This window comes from Pseudomonas sp. PB105, from assembly GCF_009764655.1.
In the GTDB taxonomy this organism is placed as follows: Bacteria; Pseudomonadota; Gammaproteobacteria; order Pseudomonadales; family Pseudomonadaceae; genus Aquipseudomonas; species Aquipseudomonas cyclaminis.
Genome location: NZ_RWIO01000039.1, coordinates 48,983 through 72,599 on the forward strand (window position 1 = coordinate 48,983; position 23,617 = coordinate 72,599).

General features: G+C 61.1%; 18 protein-coding genes. 15 read left to right on the top strand and 3 right to left on the bottom strand.

The window, feature by feature from the left end; all coding sequences use genetic code 11:
• Positions 1-5: 5 nt before the first annotated feature.
• Positions 6-869 carry a PHP domain-containing protein gene (locus tag EJD88_RS09160; RefSeq protein WP_099585466.1) on the bottom strand — a complete coding sequence of 288 codons (864 nt, stop codon included), beginning with the start codon at positions 867-869 and terminating at the stop codon, positions 6-8.
• An 87-nt stretch (positions 870-956) separates the two neighbouring features.
• Here EJD88_RS09160 and EJD88_RS09165 point away from each other — a divergent pair, with 87 nt between their 5' ends.
• The 7 genes from EJD88_RS09165 (at position 957) to EJD88_RS09195 (ending at position 6,582) form a co-directional block, all read left to right on the top strand.
• Positions 957-1,553, top strand: coding sequence for a septation protein A (locus tag EJD88_RS09165; protein WP_112196584.1), 597 nt, complete (start codon positions 957-959; stop codon positions 1,551-1,553).
• 1 nt (position 1,554) lies between these two features.
• Positions 1,555-1,854 carry a YciI family protein gene (locus EJD88_RS09170; RefSeq protein ID WP_015885584.1) on the top strand — a complete coding sequence of 100 codons (300 nt, stop codon included), beginning with the start codon at positions 1,555-1,557 and terminating at the stop codon, positions 1,852-1,854.
• A 106-nt stretch (positions 1,855-1,960) separates the two neighbouring features.
• Positions 1,961-2,368 (top strand): translation initiation factor 2, encoded by a 408-nt coding sequence (locus EJD88_RS09175; protein ID WP_158877810.1) that lies wholly within the window; start codon positions 1,961-1,963, stop codon positions 2,366-2,368.
• 7 nt (positions 2,369-2,375) lie between these two features.
• On the top strand, positions 2,376-3,053 hold the full coding sequence (locus EJD88_RS09180) for a response regulator transcription factor (protein WP_099585469.1): 678 nt from the start codon (positions 2,376-2,378) through the stop codon (positions 3,051-3,053).
• Between the two features lie 262 nt (positions 3,054-3,315).
• Positions 3,316-3,780: a Spy/CpxP family protein refolding chaperone gene (locus EJD88_RS09185; RefSeq protein WP_158877811.1), complete on the top strand. Its 465-nt coding sequence runs from the start codon at positions 3,316-3,318 to the stop codon at positions 3,778-3,780.
• Between the two features lie 68 nt (positions 3,781-3,848).
• The gene (locus EJD88_RS09190) at positions 3,849-5,192 is read left to right on the top strand and encodes a HAMP domain-containing sensor histidine kinase (RefSeq protein ID WP_158877812.1); all 1,344 of its coding nucleotides are present in this window, start codon (positions 3,849-3,851) and stop codon (positions 5,190-5,192) included.
• A 40-nt stretch (positions 5,193-5,232) separates the two neighbouring features.
• Positions 5,233-6,582, top strand: a complete 1,350-nt coding sequence (locus EJD88_RS09195) for a CoA transferase (RefSeq protein WP_158877813.1) — start codon at positions 5,233-5,235, stop codon at positions 6,580-6,582.
• Positions 6,583-6,704: 122 nt separating this feature from the next.
• Here EJD88_RS09195 and arcD (EJD88_RS09200) read toward each other — a convergent pair whose 3' ends face one another.
• Positions 6,705-8,132: an arginine-ornithine antiporter gene (gene arcD, locus EJD88_RS09200; protein ID WP_112196588.1), complete on the bottom strand. Its 1,428-nt coding sequence runs from the start codon at positions 8,130-8,132 to the stop codon at positions 6,705-6,707.
• A gap of 448 nt (positions 8,133-8,580) precedes the next feature.
• Here arcD (EJD88_RS09200) and arcD (EJD88_RS09205) point away from each other — a divergent pair, with 448 nt between their 5' ends.
• The 6 genes from arcD (EJD88_RS09205) to EJD88_RS09230 all read left to right on the top strand — a co-directional run bounded on the left by arcD (EJD88_RS09205) (position 8,581) and on the right by EJD88_RS09230 (position 15,336).
• Positions 8,581-10,008, top strand: coding sequence for an arginine-ornithine antiporter (gene arcD, locus EJD88_RS09205; protein ID WP_122305141.1), 1,428 nt, complete (start codon positions 8,581-8,583; stop codon positions 10,006-10,008).
• Positions 10,009-10,032: 24 nt separating this feature from the next.
• Positions 10,033-11,289 carry an arginine deiminase gene (gene arcA, locus EJD88_RS09210; protein ID WP_158877814.1) on the top strand — a complete coding sequence of 419 codons (1,257 nt, stop codon included), beginning with the start codon at positions 10,033-10,035 and terminating at the stop codon, positions 11,287-11,289.
• 12 nt (positions 11,290-11,301) lie between these two features.
• On the top strand, positions 11,302-12,312 hold the full coding sequence (locus EJD88_RS09215; RefSeq protein ID WP_071484378.1) for an ornithine carbamoyltransferase: 1,011 nt from the start codon (positions 11,302-11,304) through the stop codon (positions 12,310-12,312).
• Positions 12,313-12,410: 98 nt separating this feature from the next.
• Positions 12,411-13,340, top strand: a complete 930-nt coding sequence (gene arcC / locus EJD88_RS09220; RefSeq protein WP_158877815.1) for a carbamate kinase — start codon at positions 12,411-12,413, stop codon at positions 13,338-13,340.
• 18 nt (positions 13,341-13,358) lie between these two features.
• Complete coding sequence (locus tag EJD88_RS09225) at positions 13,359-13,721, top strand: DUF5064 family protein (RefSeq protein WP_158877816.1); 363 nt, start codon at positions 13,359-13,361, stop codon at positions 13,719-13,721.
• 106 nt (positions 13,722-13,827) lie between these two features.
• Complete coding sequence (locus EJD88_RS09230; RefSeq protein WP_099585479.1) at positions 13,828-15,336, top strand: sigma-54-dependent transcriptional regulator; 1,509 nt, start codon at positions 13,828-13,830, stop codon at positions 15,334-15,336.
• Positions 15,337-15,345: 9 nt separating this feature from the next.
• Here EJD88_RS09230 and EJD88_RS09235 read toward each other — a convergent pair whose 3' ends face one another.
• Complete coding sequence (locus tag EJD88_RS09235) at positions 15,346-20,007, bottom strand: hypothetical protein (RefSeq protein ID WP_158877817.1); 4,662 nt, start codon at positions 20,005-20,007, stop codon at positions 15,346-15,348.
• A gap of 358 nt (positions 20,008-20,365) precedes the next feature.
• On the opposite strand from EJD88_RS09235, the gene gcvH reads away from it, so the two are divergent.
• Together gcvH and gcvP are read left to right on the top strand one after the other, a co-directional pair.
• Positions 20,366-20,749 carry a glycine cleavage system protein GcvH gene (gene gcvH / locus EJD88_RS09240; RefSeq protein ID WP_057007158.1) on the top strand — a complete coding sequence of 128 codons (384 nt, stop codon included), beginning with the start codon at positions 20,366-20,368 and terminating at the stop codon, positions 20,747-20,749.
• Positions 20,750-20,759: 10 nt separating this feature from the next.
• Positions 20,760-23,597, top strand: coding sequence for an aminomethyl-transferring glycine dehydrogenase (gcvP, locus tag EJD88_RS09245; RefSeq protein ID WP_158877818.1), 2,838 nt, complete (start codon positions 20,760-20,762; stop codon positions 23,595-23,597).
• The last annotated feature ends 20 nt before the right edge of the window (positions 23,598-23,617 follow it).

Sequence of the window (23,617 nt, forward strand, 5' to 3'; positions counted from 1 at the left end):
CCTGTTCAGACGGTGGCAATAATGGGGTCATGCTTGAATCGCCCCCACAAAAGCGGCAAATCTTCCGGGACCGCGCGGTACTCGCCGATCTCGGACCAGCCGCCTGGGCCATGAAAATCACTGCCGGCACTGACCAGCAGACCAAATTCGCGGGCAAGAATCGCCAGGCTGCCGACCTGTTCGGCGGGTTGATGCCCGTTGACCACTTCGATCGCGTGGCCGCCCGCTCCAATATAGTCGCTGATCAGCTTGCGACGCTTGCTGCGCGTGAAATCGTAATGCCAGGGATGCGCCAGGCTGACCCAGGCCCCGGAGGCCCGCAGGGTCTCGACGGTGTCCTCAAGGGTCGGCCAATGTTGCTTCACATCACCCAACTTGCCAGCCCCCAGCCATTTGCGGAAGGCTTCAGCGCGGTCTTTGACAAAACCTTCACGCACCATCCAGTCGGCAAAGTGCGGACGGGCCGGTGCATTGCCACTGTCACCCAGTTCCTGCTGGATGGCGCGGGCGCCGTCGAGGGCATTGGGCATGCCTTTGAGGGCCAATTTGCGGCTTATTTCTTCGGACCGCAGCCAGCGGCCGTCGTGCAATTGCGCGATAGCCTCCACCAGCGGCGGGGCTTTCTGATCGAAGCCGTAGCCGAGCACGTGAATGGTCGCGCCGCCCCAGGTGCAGGACAATTCCACGCCGTTGACCAACTGCATGCCCAACGAATGGGCGGTTACACGCGCTTCGTCGAGGCCTTCGAGGGTGTCGTGGTCGGTCAACGCCAGGACTCGCACGCCTTTTTCAAACGCACGCGCAACCAGTACCGCGGGCGCCAGGGCGCCGTCGGAGGCCGTGCTGTGGCAGTGCAAATCAACATTCACGGGAGTGTGTAACCTCAAGTCAGCTGGCGCTTTCGCAACCAAGGATGTTTGTTATTATGCCGCCACATCCAGCTTCTGGCTCTTACTGTGAAACAATTCATCGACTTCATCCCGCTGTTGCTGTTCTTCATCGTTTACAAACTCGACCCTCGGGTCGTCGATCTGGCCGGCCATGAGCTCACTGTCGGCGGCATCTACAGCGCCACCGCCGTGCTGATCATCAGCTCTGTCGTGGTCTACGGCGCGATTTTCATCTCCCAGCGCAAACTGGAAAAAAGCCAATGGCTGACCCTGGTCGCGTGCCTGGTTTTCGGCAGCCTGACCCTGGCTTTTCACAGCGAAACCTTCCTTAAATGGAAAGCCCCGGTGGTGAACTGGCTGTTTGCCCTGGCGTTTATCGGCAGCCACTTCATCGGCGACCGCCTCCTGATCAAGCGGATCATGGGCCACGCGCTGACCCTGCCGGAACCGGTCTGGGTACGCCTGAACGTGGCCTGGATCGTGTTTTTTATCTTCTGCGGCGCGGCCAACCTGTTCGTGGCCTTTACCTTCCAGCAATACTGGGTCGACTTCAAAGTGTTCGGCAGCCTGGGCATGACCGTGTTGTTCCTGGTCGCCCAGGGCATTTACCTGTCGCGCCACCTGCATGACGCCGAGCCCACCACGCCGAAAACCGAGGACTGACATGCTCTACGCAATCATTGCCACTGACGTTGCCAACTCGCTGGAAAAACGCCTGTCCGTACGCCCGGCCCACGTCGAGCGCCTCAAGCAGCTGCAAGCCGAAGGCCGCATCGTACTGGCCGGCCCGCACCCGGCCGTGGACAGCAACGATCCGGGCGACGCCGGTTTCACCGGTAGCCTGATTGTCGCCGAGTTCGCCTCCCTGGCCGATGCCCAGGCTTGGGCCAAGGCTGATCCTTATGTCGCGGCCGGCGTTTACGCCGATGTCGTGATCAAGCCGTTCAAGCAAGTCCTGCCGTAACCCGTGCTGCGCCGGACACATTGCGTTCGGCGCGCTGCTAATTGCTCATTATTCTCGGTAACCGGCCGACAACAGTCTGAATATTCGTGTGGAATCAGGAGTTCCGATGCGCTTACGTCAGTTGTGTCTATTGGCAGTGTTAACGATCGCGGCTACGGCCCATGCTGAAGAAACCTCGAACACCGGCAGTTCCACGCCGCTGTCCTTGAGTGCCGGCAGCCAGATCAGCGAGTTGCAGCAACGTTTGAAAGAAAGCGAGCGCCAGCGTGAAGAACTGAACAAGCAACTGCAAAACGCGGATGCTTCCCGCGAAAGCGCTCAATTGAGTCGCCTTCGTCAAGAGAACCAAAAGCTGGCCCAGCAACTCAAAGATTCACAGGGCGGTGCCTTGACCCGATGGCTGACCGAGCAACAGCAATGGTTTGTCACCGGCGGGGCCGTCGCACTGATCGCCTTGCTGTGCGGGATCTTCGCCAGCGGTGGGCACCGTCGCCGTCGACAATGGCTAAATTGAGTGAGTCATGAGCGAGCTGTTACTGATAGATGATGACCAGGAGCTCTGTGAGCTGCTGACCAGTTGGTTGAGCCAGGAAGGCTTTCAGGTGCATGCCTGTCACGACGGTTTGAGCGCGCGCAAGGCCTTGGCCGACAGCGCTCCGGCCGCCGTGGTGCTCGATGTGATGCTGCCCGACGGCAGTGGCCTGGAGCTGCTCAAGCAATTGCGCAACGATCACCCTGAATTGCCGGTGCTGATGCTTTCGGCACGGGGCGAACCGTTGGACCGCATCCTCGGCCTGGAACTGGGCGCCGACGATTACCTCGCCAAACCCTGCGACCCACGGGAGCTGACCGCCCGCCTGCGCGCCGTATTGCGCCGCAGCCACCCGGCCGCCGTATCCAGCCAGCTTGAGCTGGGCGACCTGTGCTTCAGCCCGGTGCGCGGCGTGGTCAGTATCGATGAACAGGAATTCACCCTCACCGTCTCCGAAAGCCGCCTGCTGGAAGCTTTGCTGCGCCAGCCCGGCGAGCCGCTGGACAAGCAGGAACTGGCGCAGATCGCCCTGGGCCGCAAGCTGACCCTGTACGACCGCAGCCTGGACATGCACGTGAGCAACCTGCGCAAAAAAATCGGCCCGCACCCGGATGGCCGGCCACGGATCGTGGCGTTGCGCAGTCGTGGCTATTACTACAGCCTCTAAGCAAGCCCCATGTGTAGCAGCTGCCGAGCGCAAGCGAGGCTGCGTTGGGGTCTCGGTGATCGCGGGGTGTCAATACGTACGCTACACATGCCCATCGCAGGCAAGCCCGCTCCCACTATTTACCTCTGCGCTCGCGAACCTTTTGTCAGCTCGCATCAAACCCCTCTTTACCCAAGCTTTACGCTCCCCTGACCGCCGCTGACCTTGCTCTGGGTAATCTACTCACATCCGGACTCACCGGAATAGAGACAGGAGAATCACCATGCGCAAGACCCTTATCGCTTTGATGTTCGCCGCTGCCCTGCCAACCGTTGCCATGGCCGCGATGCCTGAAGGCCCAGGCCCGATGGGCGAGCCTTCCGGCCACATGATGGGCGGCCCGGGCCACGGCGGTGAACACGGTCCGCGTGGCAAAGGCGGCCCCTTCAGCCAGCTGGACCTGAGCAAGGAACAGCGCCAGCAGATCGGCAAGCTGATGGGCGACCAATGGCACGCTCGCAAAGACCTGACCAAAAAGTACCTGGACAAGCTCCCGGCCGCTGACCAGAAAGCCATGCAGGATGAAATCGCCGCCGGCAAGCAGAAGACCCAGGCCGATATCCGTGCCGTGCTCAAGCCTGACCAGCAGAAGCAGTTCGACGAGATCATCAAAAAGCAGGAACAGCGCCGCGCCGAATGGAAGGAATTCCAGGCATGGAAAGCGCAACAGCCGCAAAAAGCGCAATAATGCCCCCGCGTTAACGCTCCCAGCCCAGTGGCCCCCGCCACTGGGCTTTTCCTGTTTGAGGGTTTCCTGTGCGTTCATTGTTCTGGCGCATCCTGGCCAGTTTCTGGCTGGCCATCGCCTTGGTTGCCGGGTTGTCGATCCTGCTTGGGCATATGCTCAATCAAGATGCCTGGATTCTCAGCCGCCACCCCGGCCTCAAAAACCTGGCGCAAGAGTGGACCCAACTCTACGAAACCCAGGGCGAAGACGCTGCCCAGGAATTGCTGCAACAGCGCAAGCGCCAGTACCACATCGATGTGCAAGTGCTGAACGAAAGCGGCGAGCCCGTGGTGCGTGGCACCTTCCCGCGCCGCGCCGCCGCCTTTGAAGCACGGCAAAACGACAGCAAGGAAGGCCACCTGCCCTGGCGCCGCCTGACCGCCGAGTACACCAGCGAGAAAACCGGCGACACGTACTTGCTGATCTACCGCATCGCCCACCCCGAACTCGACGAATGGCACCGCAGCAGCCTCACGTGGCCATTGAGCGCCCTAGCGATTGCCCTGGTGGTGCTGACCCTGTTCAGCCTGTTCGTCACCCTATCCATCACCCGCCCGCTGAGCCGGCTGCGCGGTGCGGTGCATGACCTTGGCCAGGCCACCTACCAGCAAAACAGCCTGGCGCGCCTGGCCAACCGTCGTGATGAGTTCGGCGTACTCGCCACCGACTTCAACCGCATGGGTGCACGCCTGCAAAGCCTGATCGGCAGTCAACGCCAATTACTGCGCGACGTGTCCCACGAACTGCGCTCGCCCCTGGCGCGCCTGCGGATAGCCTTGGCCCTGGCCGAACGCGCCAGCCCCGAAGAGCGGGAAAAACTCTGGCCTCGCCTGACCCGCGAATGCGACCGCCTGGAGGCCTTGATCAGCGAGATCCTGGTATTGGCCCGCGTCGATGCCGATAACGCCAGCGCCGAAGACGTCGACCTCAATCCCCTGCTCAAGACCCTGCAAAAAGACGCCCAGCTCAGCGCGCCCGACCAGGTGGTGCAACTGACCAGCGAAAACGACCTGCACCTCAAGGGCTGGCCGACCATGATCGAACGCGCCGTCGACAACCTGCTGCGCAATGCCCAACGGTTCAACCCGCCAGGCGAGGCCATCGAATTGCGGGCGCAGCGCCACGACGAACGAATCCTGATCAGCGTGCGCGACCATGGCCCCGGCGTGGACGCCGAGCACCTCAGCCAACTGGGCGAGCCGTTCTACCGGGCGCCCGGCCAGACCGCCCAAGGCCACGGCCTGGGCCTGGCGATTGCGCGGCGTGCAGCCGAACGCCATGGCGGCAGCCTGATTCTGGCCAATCACCCCGGCGGTGGCTTTATCGCCAGCATCGACCTGCCGTTGGAACCTGGGGTTGTCACACCGGTGTGATGTTCTTTTATAGTGGCCCTTCTCTTATGGAGGGCCTTTGATGACTGACCTGCTGACTCCCATCCAAGCCGCACTCGATCTGCCCCAGACACCGCTGACCCTGACCGAGGCTGGCGCCCTGCCCTCGATTTTCGCCGTTACCGAACTGGCCAGCGCCAGCATCGGCGCCGCCGGACAGGCCGTCGCCCGATTGATCCAACAACAGACCGGACGTTTGCCCAGCGTGAATGTCGACCGCCGCCTCGCGTCGTTCTGGTTCTCTTCCTCAATTCGCCCGCTGGGCTGGCAAGTGCCGCCACTGTGGGACCCGGTGGCCGGCGACTACGCCAGCGCCGATGGCTGGATCCGCCTGCACACCAACGCGCCCCATCACCGTGCCGCCGCCGAACAGGTGCTGGGCAACGTCGCAGATCGCGCCGAGATGGCAGCCAAAGTCTCAACGTGGAATGCCGCAGAGCTGGAACAGGCGATTGTCGATGCCGGTGGTTGCGTCGCGCAGATGCGCACGTGGCAGGCCTGGCAAATCCATCCGCAGGGGTTGGCGGTGAATGCTGAAGCGCTGATACAGCGCCAGACCTTCGACACCAGCCGTGACACGCCCTGGCTCGGCTCGATCGCCCGTCCGCTGGCCGGCATCAAGGTGCTCGACCTGACCCGCGTACTGGCCGGTCCCGTGGCCAGCCGCTTTCTGGCGGGCCTGGGCGCCAGTGTATTGCGAATCGACTCGCCCACCTGGAACGAGCCCGGCGTGGTGCCGGAAATGACCCTCGGCAAACGCTGCGCCCGACTGGACCTCAAAAACCCCGAAGACCGGCAGATTTTCGAAAGCCTGCTCAAGGAAGCCGACATCCTGTTGCACGGTTACCGCGCCGATGCCCTGGAACAACTGGGCTACACCCCAAGTGCACTGCAAACCCTCGCCCCCGGCCTGATCGACGTAAGCCTCAACGCCTACGGCTGGAGCGGCCCATGGCGCAACCGCCGAGGCTTCGACAGCCTGGTGCAGATGAGCAGCGGCATCGCCGACGCGGGCATGGCCTGGAAACAAGCGGATAAACCGGTGCCGCTGCCGTTGCAGGCCCTGGACCACGCCACCGGGTATTTGATGGCGGCCAGCGCGATCCAGGCCTTGAGCGAGCGTTTGGAATCCGGCCGTGGTGGGTCGGCGCGGTTGTCCTTGGCGCGCACGGCAACGTTGTTGGTAGAAGCGGGACAAGCGCCGGAGCAACCAGCGTTGCGGGCCGAAGAGCCGTGTGATCAAGGCCTGGTCGTGGAACAGACCGCCTGGGGCCAGGCCCACCGGTTGCTCCCCCCGCTGACCATCAGCGGTACGCCATTGCAGTGGGATTTGCCGGCCGGGGAATTAGGCTCGCACCGAGCACAGTGGTGATCTGGCGGTCGCTATCGGGGGCAAGTCGAACCGTCGCACCGCCCCTCCCACATGTGACTGTGTTCACAAATCAAAATGTGGGAGGCAGCTTGCTCCCGATGGGGCCAGTACAGCTAACCCAATCATAACGAAAGAACCCCGCTGTACAGCCCATACGCCGCCAGCCCGGCACCGGCGATCACGCAACTGAAAATGCCTTTCTCCATGTGAGTAAACAACGGCCGCCCCTGCTCACGCTTGGCCAGGGCAAACAGGATCACGCCCGGCGCATAGAGCAGCGCCGACAGCAGCAAATACTTCAACCCCCCGGCGTAGAGCAGCCATACCGCGTAACTCAGGGCAATCACGCCCACCAACAGATCCTTGAATCGCTGACGCTGGGCACCTTCATAGGTTTCGCCGCGCCCGCTCAACAGCACCGCGTAGGCCGCCGACCACAGGTACGGCACCAGGATCATCGACGAAGCCAGGTAAATCAGCGTGGTGTAAGTGCTGTGGGAAAACAGCGTGATCACCAGAAAGACCTGAATCATCACATTGGTCAGCCACAGCGCATTGACCGGCACCTGGTTGACGTTTTCTTTCTTCAGGAACGCAGGCATGGTCTTGTCCTGGGCAGTCGCGTAGAGGATTTCCGCGCAGAGCAGCGCCCACGACAGCAACGCGCCCAACAGCGACACCGCCAGGCCGAGGCTGATCAGCATCGCGCCCCAAGGCCCGACGATATGCTCCAGCACGCCCGCCAGGGAGGGATTTTGCAGGTTGGCCAGTTCCGGTTGGCTCATGATCCCCAGGGACAGCACATTCACCAGCACCAGCAGCGCCAGCACGCCAAGAAAACCGATCACCGTGGCCCGGCCCACGTCCGAGCGTTTCTCGGCCCGCGCCGAATAGACGCTGGCGCCTTCGATGCCGATAAACACAAACACCGTGACCAGCATCATGTTGCGCACCTGGTCCACCACGCTGCCGAGCTGCGGGTTGCCCAGGCCCCAGATATCGCGGCTGAAGATATCGGCCTTGAACGCCACCGCTGCGATCACGATAAACATCAGCAACGGCACGATCTTCGCCACAGTGGTGATCTGGTTGATGAACGCCGCCTCTTTGATCCCGCGCATCACCAGAAAATGCACGGCCCACAGCAGCACCGAGGCACAGCCGATGGCCACCGGCGTATTGCCCTGGCCGAACACCGGAAAAAAGTAGCCAAGGGTGCTGAACAGCAACACGAAGTAACCGACGTTGCCCATCCACGCGCTGATCCAATAACCCCAGGCCGACGAGAACCCCATGTAATCGCCGAAACCGGCCTTGGCGTAGGCATACACCCCGGAGTCCAACTCGGGTTTGCGATTGGCCAGGGTCTGGAACACAAATGCCAGGGTGAGCATGCCGACGGCAGTGATTGCCCAGCCGATCAGAACGGCACCGACCTCGGCACGGGCGGCCATGTTTTGCGGCAGGGAGAAGATCCCCCCGCCAATCATCGAGCCGACCACTAAGGCGATCAGGGCGCTGAGTCGAAGTTTCTGGGCCGGCTGGGACATGAACGCTCCTGGAGACTTAACAGTTTTAGATGACAACTGTGCACTCAACTAATTAACTCAGCGAGTGTAGCGTTTATTAGAGATGGCGATAAAACCGACACACTCATAACCTAATGGCCTGTCAACTCAACGCCATTCAGGCTTATTTATATTTTAAATACTGCATCACTTTTAACCTTTATAGCCAATACGCGGAGCACCGCTGAAAAAGTTTGCACATCCGCAAAAACGGTCTAGCGTCAAACGTCCATAGCCCAGGCTAAATAATTAATCCGAATGGCGTAACCGCTCTGCGCAGCGTGTTTCCGAGGATTCTTATCGCCCACGAGTTCCCACCCTAAGTCATTAATTCACAATGGAATGTGCCAATGAAGTGATCTGAGTCAGCTGTTTGATTAGCACACGGAATTATTCTGTGGTCTCTCTTCTCCCGCATTGGAGTTATGCAATGTCTGAATCTCCGGGAAAACTTCGATTAGGCGCATTGGTTGCACTTGTCGTGGGTTCGATGATTGGCGGTGGGATCTTCTCCCTGCCGCAAAACATGGCCGCCAGCGCCGACGTCGGTGCGGTATTGATCGGTTGGGTGATTACTGCCATTGGCATGTTGACCCTCGCGTTCGTATTCCAGACCCTGGCCAACCGCAAGCCCAACCTCGATGGCGGCGTCTACGCCTACGCCAAGGCCGGCTTCGGTGATTACATGGGTTTCTCGTCGGCCTGGGGTTACTGGATCAGCGCCTGGCTGGGCAACGTCGGCTACTTCGTGCTGCTGTTCAGCACCCTCGGTTACTTCTTCCCGATCTTTGGCGAAGGCAACACCCCCGCGGCCGTGATTGGCGCTTCGGTGTTGCTGTGGGCCGTGCATTTCCTGGTGCTGCGCGGGATCAAGGAAGCGGCGTTCATCAACCTGGTGACCACCGTCGCCAAGGTCGTGCCGCTGGTGCTGTTCGTGTTGATCGCGCTGTTTGCGTTCAAGCTGGAGATCTTCACCGCTGACATCTGGGGCGTGAAAAACCCGGACCTGGGCAGCGTGATGAACCAGGTGCGCAACATGATGCTGGTCACCGTGTGGGTGTTCATCGGCATCGAAGGCGCGAGCATCTTCTCGTCCCGTGCGGAAAAACGCTCCGACGTGGGCAAGGCCACTGTGATCGGCTTTATCACCGTGCTGCTGTTTTTGATGCTGGTGAATGTGTTGTCCCTCGGCATCATGACCCAACCGGAACTGGCCAAGTTGCAGAACCCGTCGATGGCTGCGGTGCTGGAGCATGTGGTCGGCCATTGGGGCGCGGTGTTGATCAGCGTCGGCTTGATCATCTCGCTGCTGGGGGCGTTGCTGTCGTGGGTGCTGCTGTGTGCGGAGATCATGTTCGCCGCCGCCAAGGACCACACCATGCCGGAGTTCCTGCGCAAGGAGAACGCCAACCACGTGCCGGTCAATGCGCTGTGGCTGACTAACGCCATGGTGCAACTGTTCCTGATCATCACCCTGTTTTCCGCCAGCACTTACCTGTCGCTGATCTACCTCGCCACCTCGATGATCCTGGTGCCCTACCTGTGGTCGGCGGCCTACGCGCTGCTGCTGGCGGTGCGCGGCGAGACCTACGAAAACGCCCTTAAAGAGCGCAGGAAAGACCTGTTCATCGGCGCCGTCGCGCTGATCTACGCGGTGTGGCTGCTCTATGCCGGCGGCACCAAATACCTGCTGCTCTCCGCCCTGCTCTATGCCCCCGGCGCAATCCTGTTCGCCAAGGCCAAGCGTGAGTTGGGCAAACCGATTTTCACCAACGTCGAGAAGCTGATTTTCGCCGCAGTAGTCATTGGCGCCCTGGTGGCTGCCTATGGCCTCTACGACGGCTTCCTGACTCTGTAATTGTTGCTCCTTGGAGGATCTGTAATGACCACGGAAAAAGTGAAGTACGGCGTACATTCCGAAGCCGGCAAACTGCGCAAAGTCATGGTGTGCTCCACAGGCTTGGCCCACCAGCGGCTGACCCCCAACAACTGCGATGAACTGCTGTTCGATGACGTGTTGTGGGTGGCCCAGGCCAAGCGCGACCATTTCGACTTCGTGACCAAGATGCGCGAGCGGGATATTGATGTGCTGGAAATGCACAACCTGCTGACCGACATCGTTGCCAATCCCGAGGCCCTGGACTGGATCCTGGAACGCAAGATCACCGCCAACACCGTGGGCCTGGGCCTGGTCGAGGAAGTCGGCTCGTGGCTGCGCAGCCTGGAGCCGCGCAAGATCGCCGAGTACCTGATCGGCGGCGTATCGGCCGATGACCTGCCGAGCAGCTTCGGTGGCAAGACCATCGAGATGTTCCGCGATTTCCTCGGCCACGCCAGTTTCATTCTGCCGCCGTTGCCCAACACCCAGTTCACCCGCGACACCACCTGCTGGATCTACGGCGGCGTGACGCTCAACCCGATGTACTGGCCGGCGCGTCGCCAGGAAACCCTGCTGACCAGCGCCATCTACAAATTCCACCCTGAATTCACCAACGCCGACTTCCAGATCTGGTACGGCGACCCCGACCAGGAACACGGTGCCGCTACGCTGGAAGGCGGCGACGTGATGCCGATTGGCAATGGCGTGGTGTTGATTGGCATGGGCGAGCGCTCGTCCCACCAGGCCATCGGCCAGCTGGCGCGCAACCTGTTCAAAAACAAAGCCGTGGAACGGGTGATCGTCGCCGGCTTGCCGAAATCCCGCGCGGCAATGCACCTGGACACCGTGTTCAGCTTCTGCGACCGCGACCTGGTCACCGTCTTCCCCGAAGTGGTCAACCAGATCGTGCCCTTCACCCTGCGCCCTGACGAAAGCAAGCCGCACGGTATCGATATCCAACGGGAGAAAACCAACTTCCTGGAGACGGTGGCCGCCGCCCTCAACCTCAAGGCGCTGCGCGTGGTGGAAACCGGTGGCAACGCCTTCGCCGCCGAACGCGAGCAATGGGACGACGGCAACAACGTGGTGGCCGTGGAGCCGGGCGTGGTGATCGGCTACGACCGCAACACCTACACCAACACGCTGCTGCGCAAGGCCGGGGTGGAAGTCATCACCATCAGTGCCGGTGAACTCGGCCGGGGCCGTGGCGGCGGCCACTGCATGACCTGCCCGATCATCCGCGACCCTATCGACTATTAAGGAGATTCCATCATGGCTTTCAATATGCGCAACCGCAGCCTGCTGTCGCTGATGCACCACACCACGCGCGAGCTGCACTACCTGCTGGACCTGTCCCGCGACCTCAAACGCGCCAAATACACCGGCACCGAGCGTCCGCACCTGAAGGGCAAGAACATCGCGCTGATCTTCGAAAAAACCTCGACCCGCACCCGCTGCGCGTTCGAAGTCGCGGCCCACGACCAAGGCGCTCACGTCACCTATATCGACCCGGTGTCGTCGCAGATCGGCCACAAGGAAAGCATGAAAGACACCGCCCGCGTGCTCGGTCGGATGTTCGATGCCATTGAATACCGTGGCTTCGAGCAGGAAATCGTCGAAGAACTGGCCAAGTTCGCCGGGGTGCCGGTATTCAACGGCCTGACCGCCGAATTCCACCCGACGCAGATGATCGCCGACACCCTGACCATGCGCGAACACAGCGACAAGCCGCTGCATGACATCAGCTACGCCTACCTGGGCGACGCCCGTTACAACATGGGTAACTCGCTGCTGATGATCGGCGCCAAGCTCGGCATGGACGTGCGCATCGGCGCACCGAAAGCCCTGTGGCCCCATGAAGATTTCATCAAGCAATGCCAGGCATTTGCCGAGGAAAGCGGCGCACGCATCACCATCACCGAAGACCCGAAAGAAGCCGTGAAAGGCGTGGACTTCATCCACACCGACATCTGGGTGTCCATGGGCGAGCCGGTGGAGGCATGGGACGAGCGCATCGAGCAACTGCTGCCGTACCAGGTCAACGCCAAGATGATGAAAGCCTCGGGCAACCCTCGGGTGAAGTTCATGCACTGCCTGCCGGCGTTCCACAACAGCGAAACCAAGGTCGGCAAGGACATCGCCGCGCGGTATCCGAACCTGGCAAACGGCGTGGAAGTGACCGAGGAAGTCTTCGAGTCGCCGGCCAACATCGCCTTTGAGCAAGCGGAAAACCGCATGCATACCATCAAGGCGATCCTGGTGTCGGCGCTGGCGGATATCTAACTCTCACTGTCGGAACACAATAAAAATGTGGTAGGGGGCAAGCCCCCTCCCACATTTTGCCTTGTGTCCACAAAGCTGAATTCTAGAAGGATCGTATTATGCGCATCGTCGTAGCCCTGGGCGGCAACGCCCTCCTGCGCCGTGGTGAACCCATGACGGCGGATAATCAACGCGCCAACATCCGCATCGCCACCGAACAGATTGCCAAGATCCACCCCGGCAACGAGCTGGTGATCGCCCACGGCAATGGCCCGCAAGTCGGCCTGCTGTCGCTGCAAGCCGCCGCCTACACCCAGGTTTCACCGTATCCACTGGACGTGCTGGGCGCCGAAACCGAAGGCATGATCGGCTATATCATCGAACAAGAACTGGGCAACCTGCTGGACTTTGAGGTGCCGTTCGCCACGCTGCTGACCCAGGTGGAAGTGGACGCCAAGGACCCGGCATTCCAGAACCCGACCAAGCCGATCGGCCCGGTCTACTCCAAGGCCGAAGCGGAAAAACTGGCGGCCGAAAAAGGCTGGGCGATTGCCCCCGATGGCGATAAATACCGCCGGGTGGTAGCCAGCCCACGCCCCAAACGCATCTTTGAGATTCGCCCGATCAAGTGGCTGCTGGAAAAAAGCAGCATCGTGATTTGCGCCGGCGGTGGCGGGATCCCGACCCTGTACGGCGAAGACGGCAAACTGCGCGGCATCGAAGCCGTCATCGACAAAGATCTGTGCTCGTCGCTATTGGCCTCGCAACTGGACGCCGATTTGCTGGTGATTGCCACCGATGTCAACGCCGCTTTTATCGACTTCGGCAAGCCGACCCAGAAAGCCATCGGCCAGGCGCACCCGGACGAAATGGAAAAACTCGGCTTCGCCGCCGGCTCCATGGGCCCCAAGGTCCAGGCCGCCTGTGAGTTCGCCCGCCAGACTGGCAAAACCGCAGTGATCGGTTCACTCTCGGACATCGAAGCCATCGTCCAGGGCAGCGCCGGCACGCGCATCAGCACGGCAACACCTGGCATCACCTATCTGTGAAGTAGAGGAGATACGCCTATGGCCACCTTTAAACCCGGTCACCTGCATATCGAACGTCACGCGCTCAACAATAACGATGTCAGCTACGACCTTTGCCTGGACTACGAAGTCGTCACACATGAGGCGGAAGGCAAAGGCATGCAATTCACCCTGCACGGCAACATCCAGGGCAAGGACATGAAGGAAACCTTTTTCCTCCCCAAGGACCAGGCTTACAACTTCGCCAGCAATGTGACCAAGATCGTCGAGAAATACGGCATTCCCAAGACCCACAGCAGCGTCGGCTCGCAACACAAGCATTACGACATGATGTTCGAAGATGTGCGGCATCAACTGGATATGAAATCCGGTGATCCGGTCAAACCCGAACACCTGGAGTAACGCGGAGCAAATGTGGGAGGGGGCTTGCCCCTCCCACATTTTTGGATCTGCATCGCCTGTCAGGCATACTTGCGGCCTCTCGCACCTCAGAATCGTCAGCCACTGCATGCGTATCCACGTCAGCTTCATCGACCGCGTCGGCATTACCCAGGAAGTCCTGGCCTTGCTCGGTGGGCGCAATCTCAACCTGGATGCGGTGGAAATGGTACCGCCCAACGTCTACATCGACGCCCCGACCCTCAGCGCCGAGGTGCTCGAAGAGCTGCGCGATGCACTGTTCAGCGTACACGGCGTGCGGGCGGTGAAGGTGGTGGACATCCTCCCCGGCCAACGCCGCCACCTGCAACTCGACGCCCTGCTGGCGGCCATGACCGACCCGGTGCTGGCCCTGGACAGCGCGGGCACGATCCTGCTGGCCAACCCGGCGCTGATTGCCCTGTACGGGCGTGAACCGGCCGGGGAAAGCATCGCAGAGCTGTTCAACGACCCGGCGCTGCTCGATACCTTGTTGGAAAACGGCTTTCGCCTGCCCCTGCGCGAGATCAGCGTCAACGGCCAGACCCTCCTGCTGGACGCTACACCGATCACCGATGCCGGCGCCCTGCTCACCCTTTACCAGCCAAACCGCATCGGTGAACAACTCTCGGCGCTGCACCATGACCATGCCGAAGGCTTTGACGCACTGCTGGGCGAGTCGCCGGCGATCCGTACCCTCAAGGCCCGCGCGCAACGGGTGGCCGCGCTGGATGCACCGCTGTTGATCCAGGGCGAAACCGGCACCGGCAAGGAGTTGGTGGCGCGGGCCTGCCATGCCATCAGTACGCGCCACAGTGCGCCGTTCCTGGCGTTGAACTGCGCCGCGCTGCCGGAGAACCTCGCCGAAAGCGAGTTGTTCGGCTACGCCCCCGGCGCCTTTACCGGCGCCCAGCGCGGCGGCAAGCCGGGGCTGATGGAGTTGGCCAACCAGGGCACGGTGTTCCTCGATGAAATCGGCGAAATGTCGCCGTATTTACAAGCCAAGCTGCTGCGTTTTCTCAACGACGGCAGTTTCCGCCGGGTGGGCGGCGACCGCGAAGTGAAGGTCAATGTGCGCATCCTCAGCGCCACCCACCGCAACCTGGAAAAAATGGTCAGCGAAGGCACCTTTCGTGAAGACCTGTTCTATCGCCTCAATGTGCTCAACGTCGAGGTGCCGCCCCTGCGCGAACGCGGCCAGGACATCCTGTTGCTGGCCCGCTACTTCATGCAGCAGGCCTGCGCTCAGATCCAGCGCCCGGTGTGCCGCCTGGCGCCCGGTACCTATCCGGCGCTGTTGGGCAACCGTTGGCCGGGCAATGTGCGCCAGTTGCAGAACGTCATCTTCCGCGCCGCCGCCATTTGCGAAAGCAGCCTGGTGGACATCGGCGACCTGGACATCGCCGGGACCTCGGTGGCCCGCCAAAGCGACGGTGAAATCGACAGCCTCGAACAGGCCGTCGAAGACTTCGAACGCAGCCTGCTGGAGAAGCTCTACACCAGCTATCCCTCCACACGACAGCTGGCCAGCCGCTTGCAGACCTCCCACACCGCCATCGCCCACCGCTTGCGCAAGTACGGCATTCCCGGCAAGCCCTGAACCCACTCATCACCAGAATGAGCGCCGCCCGCGGTGCTTGACCGAGCCCGTTGTGCTGAAGAACAACTGCGCGGCCTTAGGTGCACTGATGCGCGAATAGTAGATCTCGATAACATCCCTGTCGGTTTTGTCCGCGAGGCTGCGGAAACTCATGAAGCGCTGCTCCGGCCGTTTCAAATGGCCGGCGTTGTAGGCGGTGTCAGGTGCGGTGGGCGTCGAGTAATGAAAATGCGCATACGCCAGAACCTTGCCCTGCTTGTCCTTGACCACATACTCCTGCAAAAAATCATCGACACGCTTGAGTGCGATACGGCCCTCAATGCGCAGTATCTGCACCTGATCCTGGGCCTGGAGCCAGGCAATCCCGTCCTCATCGGGCGGCAGACGTTTGATCATGTCGATACGCATCCGACGTCCCGCCTCCAGATAACGGCGCGCAGCCTGCTCCAACTCATCGAGCAGCGCCTGGGACGCGGTATCGGGGGTTGAGGGCAACGCCTTGCGAATTTTCTCGGCAACCGCCTGGATAGTCGTGGATTGACGTATCAACCGCGTCTCGACACTGTCCGGCAGACTGGAGCCAAGAGCCTCGGCACGCGCCTGCTGCAACACGATGGGTTCCCTGTCCAACAACCGACGGGCGTCGCCCTTGAGGTTTTCCAGTGAGCGTGTCGGGCGTGGTACGGGCGCCGTCGCCTCGATAACCGGTTCAAAATCATTGGAGCTGGGGCTACGCCGAAAGCTGGTCTGTACGCGCTTATCGATGGGATTGAGGATATCCACGATCTCATCATCCGATTCGGGCGTGCGGGCCCTTACCTTCCCGAGCTGATAGCGATTTTTCCGGTCGCGAAACAAACGTTTGTCGGCACTGAGCACCGACACTGGTTGAGGCGCGCAATGTTCCTCCTGTTCGCGAAGCAGCCCCGACAAAGACTGCGCCGCTTGCTGCCCCAACTCTTCGAGCAAACGGCTCAGTTGTTCGATAACACGCTCGTCAACCACGTCAGCGGCCATATCACCGTACTCCCGCACCCCTGCCTGAGACCGGCGATACTCCCTGGCAATCGCTTCATACCCGTTGATTCGTTGCTGCATGCTCAGCAAACCGGGCTCTTGCAGGGTTTTTTGCGACTGAATCGATTGGATCGCCTCACCTAGCAACCCGTGAACCTGCTCGAAGGGCGCAGACTCTTCAGAGGACGGCAAACGGCGCAGCACTGCCCCATATAAAGCCTTTAATTGCATGGACTGCCAGTCCAGAGGCGTGCCCATATCCGAGGGGGCCTTTAAATGTGCATACGGCTCAAACCCAGGCACGCCCATCAATCGCTCACGGGCATTCTGCTCCAGCGTACTCAGTTCGATCAGTTGAACGTTGTACCCTGCGATCGTCCGCGAGGATTGAGCAAAGGTGCGATGTGCCGCTTGGGCAATAACCTCGTCGGCGCCATCCATTTGCGCGTCCAACTCAATCAAACGCTCATCGGGAAGAATTGCGTCTGCCCGCACGTTGATCACCACCGTCATCTGGTCGCGCAAGTTCTCGATCATGGCCTCCAGCTGCTTCATCTTCTCCCGCTCGAAAGCACTCACAGGTTTGTGGGTGTTCAGTGCATTCAACGCATTTATCCTGTCGCACTGCAGCCGGTATTCGTTTTCCAACTCGATCAAATACTCGGTGCTGATGTCGCGCCGTTGGTGATCAGTGAACGTAGTGGCGCCCGCAGCGTGAGCCTCTTTGTAACGCTTCTGGGCCTGCGCCACCCGAGACAGGACCTCAGCGAGCCTGGCTGACGCGCGGTCGTAGTCACCCTCCAGTCTGCGGTTTTCATTCTGAAGGTGCAGACGCCGCTCGGCGGCCGTGGTCTTTTTTGGCTGCCCGCCGAGCAATCGCAGGCCCAGGTCAATCTTCCAGATACCTTTTGAGTCTTGCCTGAGCCATGGGCCCAAGCGTTGGTTGTTTCTCAAGTCAGCGATCCGCCAGCGATCGCCATCGGGCTTGACGCCATATAGCTTGCTGTCTATCAGCGTGTAATCCTGATGACGGCCTTGGACCCTCACCCGACCGCGCACAGGACTGTCTGTCGAGATCACGCTGGGGTTTGCAGGCCACGTTTCCCCCGGTTCTGGCGACCATTGGAAGGTTTCGAGCTGTGCTCGCTGCGCCGTGTCAAGCTTGAGCCGAGAGTTGGCCCAGGCATAATCCATGGCCGTGATATCTGCGTGTGAACGCTGCCAGGCGAATTTCCACACGGGTTCAAGCGTGTGGCTGACCGGAATCACCTCCGAGCCTTGGGCCGCACCTGTCGTCACGGTTTTGATCGCGCCCAGGCGTAAACGCTGATCCAGCGTGACCACGGGGCTCATCAGCAGGCCGGCCACACTGCCCATCAGCTCGGCAAGGGCATTGGCAGTCTCTTCCCGACTGGCCTGTGTCGGTAACGCCAGCACTGTGCGAAAGGTCCTGAAGGTTTGGAACAGCCAGCCCGCTACCGCCACAGGCCCTCTGATCATGGGCAACAGCGCATTGAACAACTGCCAGAGATCATTCTTGAACACGGTCCAGCGCAATGCCTCGTTGGAAGCAGATTGCTTCATGGCAAGCTGCCACAGGCTTTTGGCGTTTTCATTGAAGACGGTCGTCAGAAAATCGCCCTGCACCAATGCATCGCTGAGCAGCGCCGGGCTAGAGCCGGGCAGCGCGTCGTATTCATCGCCCTGAAAAAACCGCTGAACATGGGGGTTCAGAAAGCCGCCATTGCCAAACATGGCCCGGCTGTCATCCGGCAAACGCTGCAGCACCAGGCATTGCAGGTCGCTGCCCGCTCGCGCGATCTCGTCGAGCAACGCCTGGCGACTGGCAAACTGTTGTAAAACCGCTTCGGTGTGATCCGGGCGATAAAGAATGTGCGGCAACTGGCCGTTGTCACGCGGGCCGATGACATACAGGTTGTCCGTTTGATGGGCACGCCCCCCGGCGTGCACCAGGAACGCCAGGGGCCGAGCCACTATCACTTCACCGTCGATCACGCGCTTTTGCGGGTCGCCCTGCAACATCGCTTGCACCACCAAGGCGCCAGCGCGGGTAAAACCGTAGCGCTGGCGCAGGCTGTGTTCAAAGGCGAGCATCGGCAACTGGATCGCCATCTGATCAACGAACAATCGCCGCCGCCGTGCGGACTCCGCCGGGTCGGCGATCAACGCGTGCTCAAGCAGCGCGGGGTAGTGCTTACCCACATCCACGCTTTCGATCAGGTGCTTGAGGTATGCCGGGGTGACCCGGCCGGGCACCTGGCCCGGCATGGCCTGATTGCTGATCTGCACACGGGCATAGGCCGTGGCGAAGGGGTTTTCCAACGACCATTGGGTCAAGGTCCTGGAGGTGCGTTGCGTCCAGCCGACGGTGGCGCCCTGGGTGCGCTCGAAGGTCAGGAGGTAATCGTCCGGGTTAATGGGCGCTTGAGTGGGGTAGTCCAGGCGCATTTGCCGTTGCAGCGCTTTGCGTGCATACACATCGATAGGGTCGAGGCCCTCCAGGAACGACGCTCCACCGGTGGCTCGCTGCAGCTGCTCCAGGCGTTCGAGCCACTGGCCATAAACCAGGCGATCAGCACGGTTGGCCAGTTGCAGCCAGACAGGCAACTGTTCTTCATGAGGTTGCTGGAGGTAATCGGGATCGAACCAGGCCAACGGCGACGTGAGTTTGATGAACAGCTGTTCATAGCTGCTGATGTAGGGAAGTGCCGACCAGTCGAGACGATACACGTTGCGAAGCTGACGCTCGAGCAAGGTCTGGGCCAAGGCATCGAACACATTACCGTCGGGCTCACGAAGCACCCAGTTGATGGGCACGCCAGGCCGGTAGTGGTTCATATAGCGAGGCAACAGGTTACCCAACGCGTCCAGGGTATCGAGCCTCAGCAGGTTCATCGCCGGGACGTAAACCAGGCTGATCTGTTGCCCCAGAACCCGACGCTGCAGGACCAGCAGTGGCAACCATTCGCCCGCGCGCTCTGCCTGCACGGCATACACCTGATAGATATGCAGCGCATCGGGGCTGCCCACCACCTCTCGATCCGCCCGATATCCCCATAGCACGGTCTCCTCGACACCCAGCCCCAGCAACGACCGCGCGTGCTCGGGCAGCAGCGGTGGATTTTGCCGCGCCGTGAGCAGGCATGCTCGCAACTGGCTGCCAACCGCGTTCCAACGGCTGCGGGCCGGATCGTGAGGCACGCGGGCATTCCAATAGTCCACCAACCGCTGGCCAAACCCCACGAGCACGCCGGGGGCCAGGGTGTTGAGCATAAATTCGATGTCGTCCACGCTGATGGCTTGGGTCACCGGTTGGAACACCTCCTCTCCCAAGCGGATCAACAACTGATGATGGCCTGGCGTGTAGTTCAACGCTTCGCCGCTCATGCAGCGTTTGATCAGCGCATCGCTCAAGGTGATGAGCTGCGTGTAGCGACCGCCTGGCTGTATCACACCGATCCAGCTGTTGCTCGCCTGCAGACGGGATTCGGTAAACCACTCGCCTATCCACGCCTGGATCATTGATTGGGCCACCTGAGTCAGGCTCAGGCGGTGGGCAAACAGTTTGGATAAGTAATCGCGGGACTTCCGGGCCTGGGTGGCCTCCGGGGGATTTGCAGTTGAAGCACGCATGGATCGCATCCTGATAACGAGATGAGTGCACGTTAAAACGCGGGCAGGCGGGCATTACGGTAGATAGATCTCCTTGGCAGCGCCAAAAGCGACGCCGACCCGTACTGAAAGCGCTACAGCGTAACGATTTCGCTACAACCCTAGTTTTTGCACGCCATGCAACGCTTTGATCCACATAGGCTTTTTTTACCCGGCCCGACTGTAGCGAAATCGCTACAGCCAAAACGCATAGGCTTATAACCCTATTTGTTAACCTTTTGATTTATAACAACTTATTTGGATTGGCCGCGATCTTGCTAAGCAACTTCCCATTATTTCAACCCCGTCCACCAGACGAATCTGGCCCCGAGGAGTTTCCATGAGCGAGTTGCGTTTCACTGAAGATCACGAATGGCTGCGCGCCGAAGCTGACGGCAGCGTCACCGTGGGTATCACCGCTTTTGCGCAGAACGCGCTGGGTGATGTGGTTTTCGTGCAACTGCCGGAGTTGCAGGCCTACGCCAAGGGCGCTGAAGCGTCCACCGTGGAATCGGTAAAAGCCGCCAGCGGCGTGTACATGCCATTGGACGGTGAAGTGCTGGAAGTGAACGACAAACTCGACGGCAGCCCGGAGCTGGTCAACGAAGACCCGATGGGCGAAGGCTGGTTCTTCCGCTTTAAACCGGCCGACGCCGAGGCTGTAGCTAAACTGTTGGATCAGGATGCGTACGACCGCCTGATCAAAGCCAACGCTGAAGCCTGAGGAGCGCGCCATGACTGTTAATTTGAGCACCGCCAACGAATTCATCGCCCGCCACATCGGCCCGCGCCAGGAAGATGAGCAGCAAATGCTCGCCAGCCTGGGCTTTGACTCCCTGGAAGCCTTGAGCGCCAGCGTGATCCCGGAAAGCATCAAGGGCACCAGCGTGCTCGGCCTGGAAGACGGCCTGAGCGAAGCCGAGGCCCTGGCCAAGATCAAGGCCATTGCCAGCCAGAACCAACTGTTCAAGACCTACATCGGCCAGGGCTACTACAACTGCCACACGCCATCGCCGATCCTGCGCAACCTCCTGGAAAACCCGGCCTGGTACACCGCCTACACACCTTACCAGCCAGAAATTTCCCAAGGCCGCCTGGAAGCGCTGCTGAACTTCCAGACCCTGATCAGCGACCTCACCGGCCTGCCGATTGCCAACGCATCCTTGCTCGACGAAGCCACCGCCGCCGCCGAAGCCATGACCTTCTGCAAGCGCCTGAGCAAGAACAAAGGCAGCAACGCCTTCTTCGCCTCGGTGCACAGCCATCCGCAGACCCTCGACGTGCTGCGCACCCGCGCCGAGCCGCTGGGTATCGAGGTGGTAGTCGGCGACGAGCGTGAACTGACCGACGTGAGCCCGTTTTTCGGCGCCCTGCTGCAATACCCGGCGAGCAACGGTGACGTATTCGACTACCGCGCGCTGACCGAGCGCTTCCACACCGCCAACGCCCTGGTGGCCGTGGCTGCCGACCTGCTGGCTCTGACCCTGCTGACCCCGCCGGGTGAATTCGGCGCCGACGTGGCCATCGGCAGCGCGCAACGCTTCGGCGTGCCGCTGGGTTTTGGCGGCCCGCACGCGGCGTACTTCTCCACCAAGGATGCGTTCAAGCGCGATATGCCGGGCCGTTTGGTCGGTGTGTCCGTTGACCGTTTCGGCAAGCCGGCCCTGCGCCTGGCCATGCAGACCCGCGAGCAACATATCCGCCGTGAGAAAGCCACCAGCAACATCTGCACCGCCCAAGTGCTGCTGGCCAACATCGCCAGCATGTACGCCGTGTACCACGGGCCCAAAGGCCTGACTCAGATTGCCCAGCGCATTCACCAGTTGACCGCGATCCTGGCCAAGGGCCTGACCGCCCTGGGCTTGAAGGTCGAGCAGGAACACTTTTTCGACACCCTCACACTCAACACCGGCGCCAACACCGCCGCGCTGCACGACAAGGCCCGCGCCCAGCGCATCAACCTGCGTGTGGTGGATGCCGAGCGTGTCGGCCTGTCGGTGGATGAAACCACCACCCAAGCCGATATCGAAACCCTGTGGTCGATCTTTGCCGACGGCAAGGCCCTGCCCGCCTTCGCCGCCACTGAGAGCACCCTGCCAGCCGCGCTGCTGCGCCAGTCGCCGATCCTCAGCCACCCGGTGTTCAACCGCTACCACTCGGAAACCGAGCTGATGCGCTACCTGCGCAAGCTGGCGGATAAAGACCTGGCCCTGGACCGCACCATGATCCCGTTGGGCTCGTGCACCATGAAGCTCAACGCCGCCAGCGAAATGATCCCGGTGACCTGGGCCGAATTCGGTGCCCTGCACCCGTTCGCCCCAGCCGCACAAAGCGCCGGCTACCTGCAACTGACCTCCGACCTGGAAGCCATGCTCTGCGCGGCCACCGGTTATGACGCGATCTCGCTGCAGCCGAACGCCGGCTCCCAAGGTGAATACGCTGGCCTGCTGGCCATCCGTGCCTATCACCAGAGCCGTGGCGAAGAACGTCGCGACATCTGCCTGATCCCCTCGTCGGCCCACGGCACCAACCCGGCGACCGCCAACATGGCCGGCATGCGCGTCGTCGTCACCGCCTGCGACGCCCGTGGCAACGTGGACATCGAAGACCTGCGCGCCAAAGCCATCGAGCACCGCGAGCACCTCGCCGCGCTGATGATCACCTATCCGTCCACCCACGGCGTGTTCGAAGAAGGCATCCGCGAAATCTGCGGCGTCATCCACGACAACGGCGGCCAGGTCTACATCGACGGCGCCAACATGAACGCCATGGTTGGCCTGTGCGCACCGGGCAAGTTCGGTGGCGACGTGTCCCACCTGAACCTGCACAAGACATTCTGCATCCCCCACGGCGGTGGCGGCCCGGGCGTTGGCCCGATTGGTGTCAAATCCCACCTCACGCCATTCCTGCCGGGCCACGCGGCCATGGCACGCAAGGAAGGCGCGGTCTGCGCGGCACCGTTCGGCAGCGCGAGCATTCTGCCGATCACCTGGATGTACATCAGCATGATGGGCGGCGCGGGCCTCAAGCGCGCTTCGCAGTTGGCGATCCTGAATGCCAACTACATCTCCCGTCGCCTGGAAGAGCACTACCCCGTGCTCTACACCGGCAGCAACGGCCTGGTGGCGCACGAATGCATCCTCGACCTGCGCCCACTCAAAGACAGCAGCGGCATCAGTGTGGATGACGTGGCCAAGCGGCTGATCGACTTCGGCTTCCACGCACCGACCATGTCGTTCCCGGTGGCTGGCACCTTGATGATCGAGCCGACCGAAAGTGAATCCAAGGAAGAACTGGACCGCTTCTGCGACGCCATGATCGCCATCCGCGAAGAAATCCGCGCAGTGGAAAACGGCACGCTGGACAAGGACGATAACCCGCTGAAGAACGCACCGCACACGGCGGCGGAACTGGTGGGTGAATGGAGCCACCCCTACAGCCGTGAGCAAGCGGTGTACCCGGTTGCCTCGCTGATCGAAGGCAAGTACTGGCCGCCGGTTGGCCGGGTCGACAACGTGTTTGGGGATCGCAACCTGGTGTGTGCGTGCCCGTCAATCGAGAGCTACGCATAACCTGAGGACGCACTCAGTCA

Bases quoted from the DNA above. Each gene is read 5' to 3' on its own strand.
- EJD88_RS09170 (WP_015885584.1), top strand. From the start codon at position 1,555: ATGCTCTACGCAATCATTGCCACTGACGTTGCCAACTCGCTGGAAAAA.
- EJD88_RS09175 (WP_158877810.1), top strand. From the start codon at position 1,961: ATGCGCTTACGTCAGTTGTGTCTATTGGCAGTGTTAACGATCGCGGCT.
- EJD88_RS09195 (WP_158877813.1), top strand. From the start codon at position 5,233: ATGACTGACCTGCTGACTCCCATCCAAGCCGCACTCGATCTGCCCCAG.
- gcvP (WP_158877818.1), top strand. From the start codon at position 20,760: ATGACTGTTAATTTGAGCACCGCCAACGAATTCATCGCCCGCCACATC.
- EJD88_RS09225 (WP_158877816.1), top strand. From the start codon at position 13,359: ATGGCCACCTTTAAACCCGGTCACCTGCATATCGAACGTCACGCGCTC.
- EJD88_RS09215 (WP_071484378.1), top strand. From the start codon at position 11,302: ATGGCTTTCAATATGCGCAACCGCAGCCTGCTGTCGCTGATGCACCAC.
- arcD (WP_112196588.1), bottom strand. From the start codon at position 8,132: ATGTCCCAGCCGGCCCAGAAACTTCGACTCAGCGCCCTGATCGCCTTA.
- arcC (WP_158877815.1), top strand. From the start codon at position 12,411: ATGCGCATCGTCGTAGCCCTGGGCGGCAACGCCCTCCTGCGCCGTGGT.
- arcA (WP_158877814.1), top strand. From the start codon at position 10,033: ATGACCACGGAAAAAGTGAAGTACGGCGTACATTCCGAAGCCGGCAAA.
- EJD88_RS09235 (WP_158877817.1), bottom strand. From the start codon at position 20,007: ATGCGTGCTTCAACTGCAAATCCCCCGGAGGCCACCCAGGCCCGGAAG.
- arcD (WP_122305141.1), top strand. From the start codon at position 8,581: ATGTCTGAATCTCCGGGAAAACTTCGATTAGGCGCATTGGTTGCACTT.
- EJD88_RS09180 (WP_099585469.1), top strand. From the start codon at position 2,376: ATGAGCGAGCTGTTACTGATAGATGATGACCAGGAGCTCTGTGAGCTG.
- EJD88_RS09230 (WP_099585479.1), top strand. From the start codon at position 13,828: ATGCGTATCCACGTCAGCTTCATCGACCGCGTCGGCATTACCCAGGAA.
- EJD88_RS09185 (WP_158877811.1), top strand. From the start codon at position 3,316: ATGCGCAAGACCCTTATCGCTTTGATGTTCGCCGCTGCCCTGCCAACC.
- gcvH (WP_057007158.1), top strand. From the start codon at position 20,366: ATGAGCGAGTTGCGTTTCACTGAAGATCACGAATGGCTGCGCGCCGAA.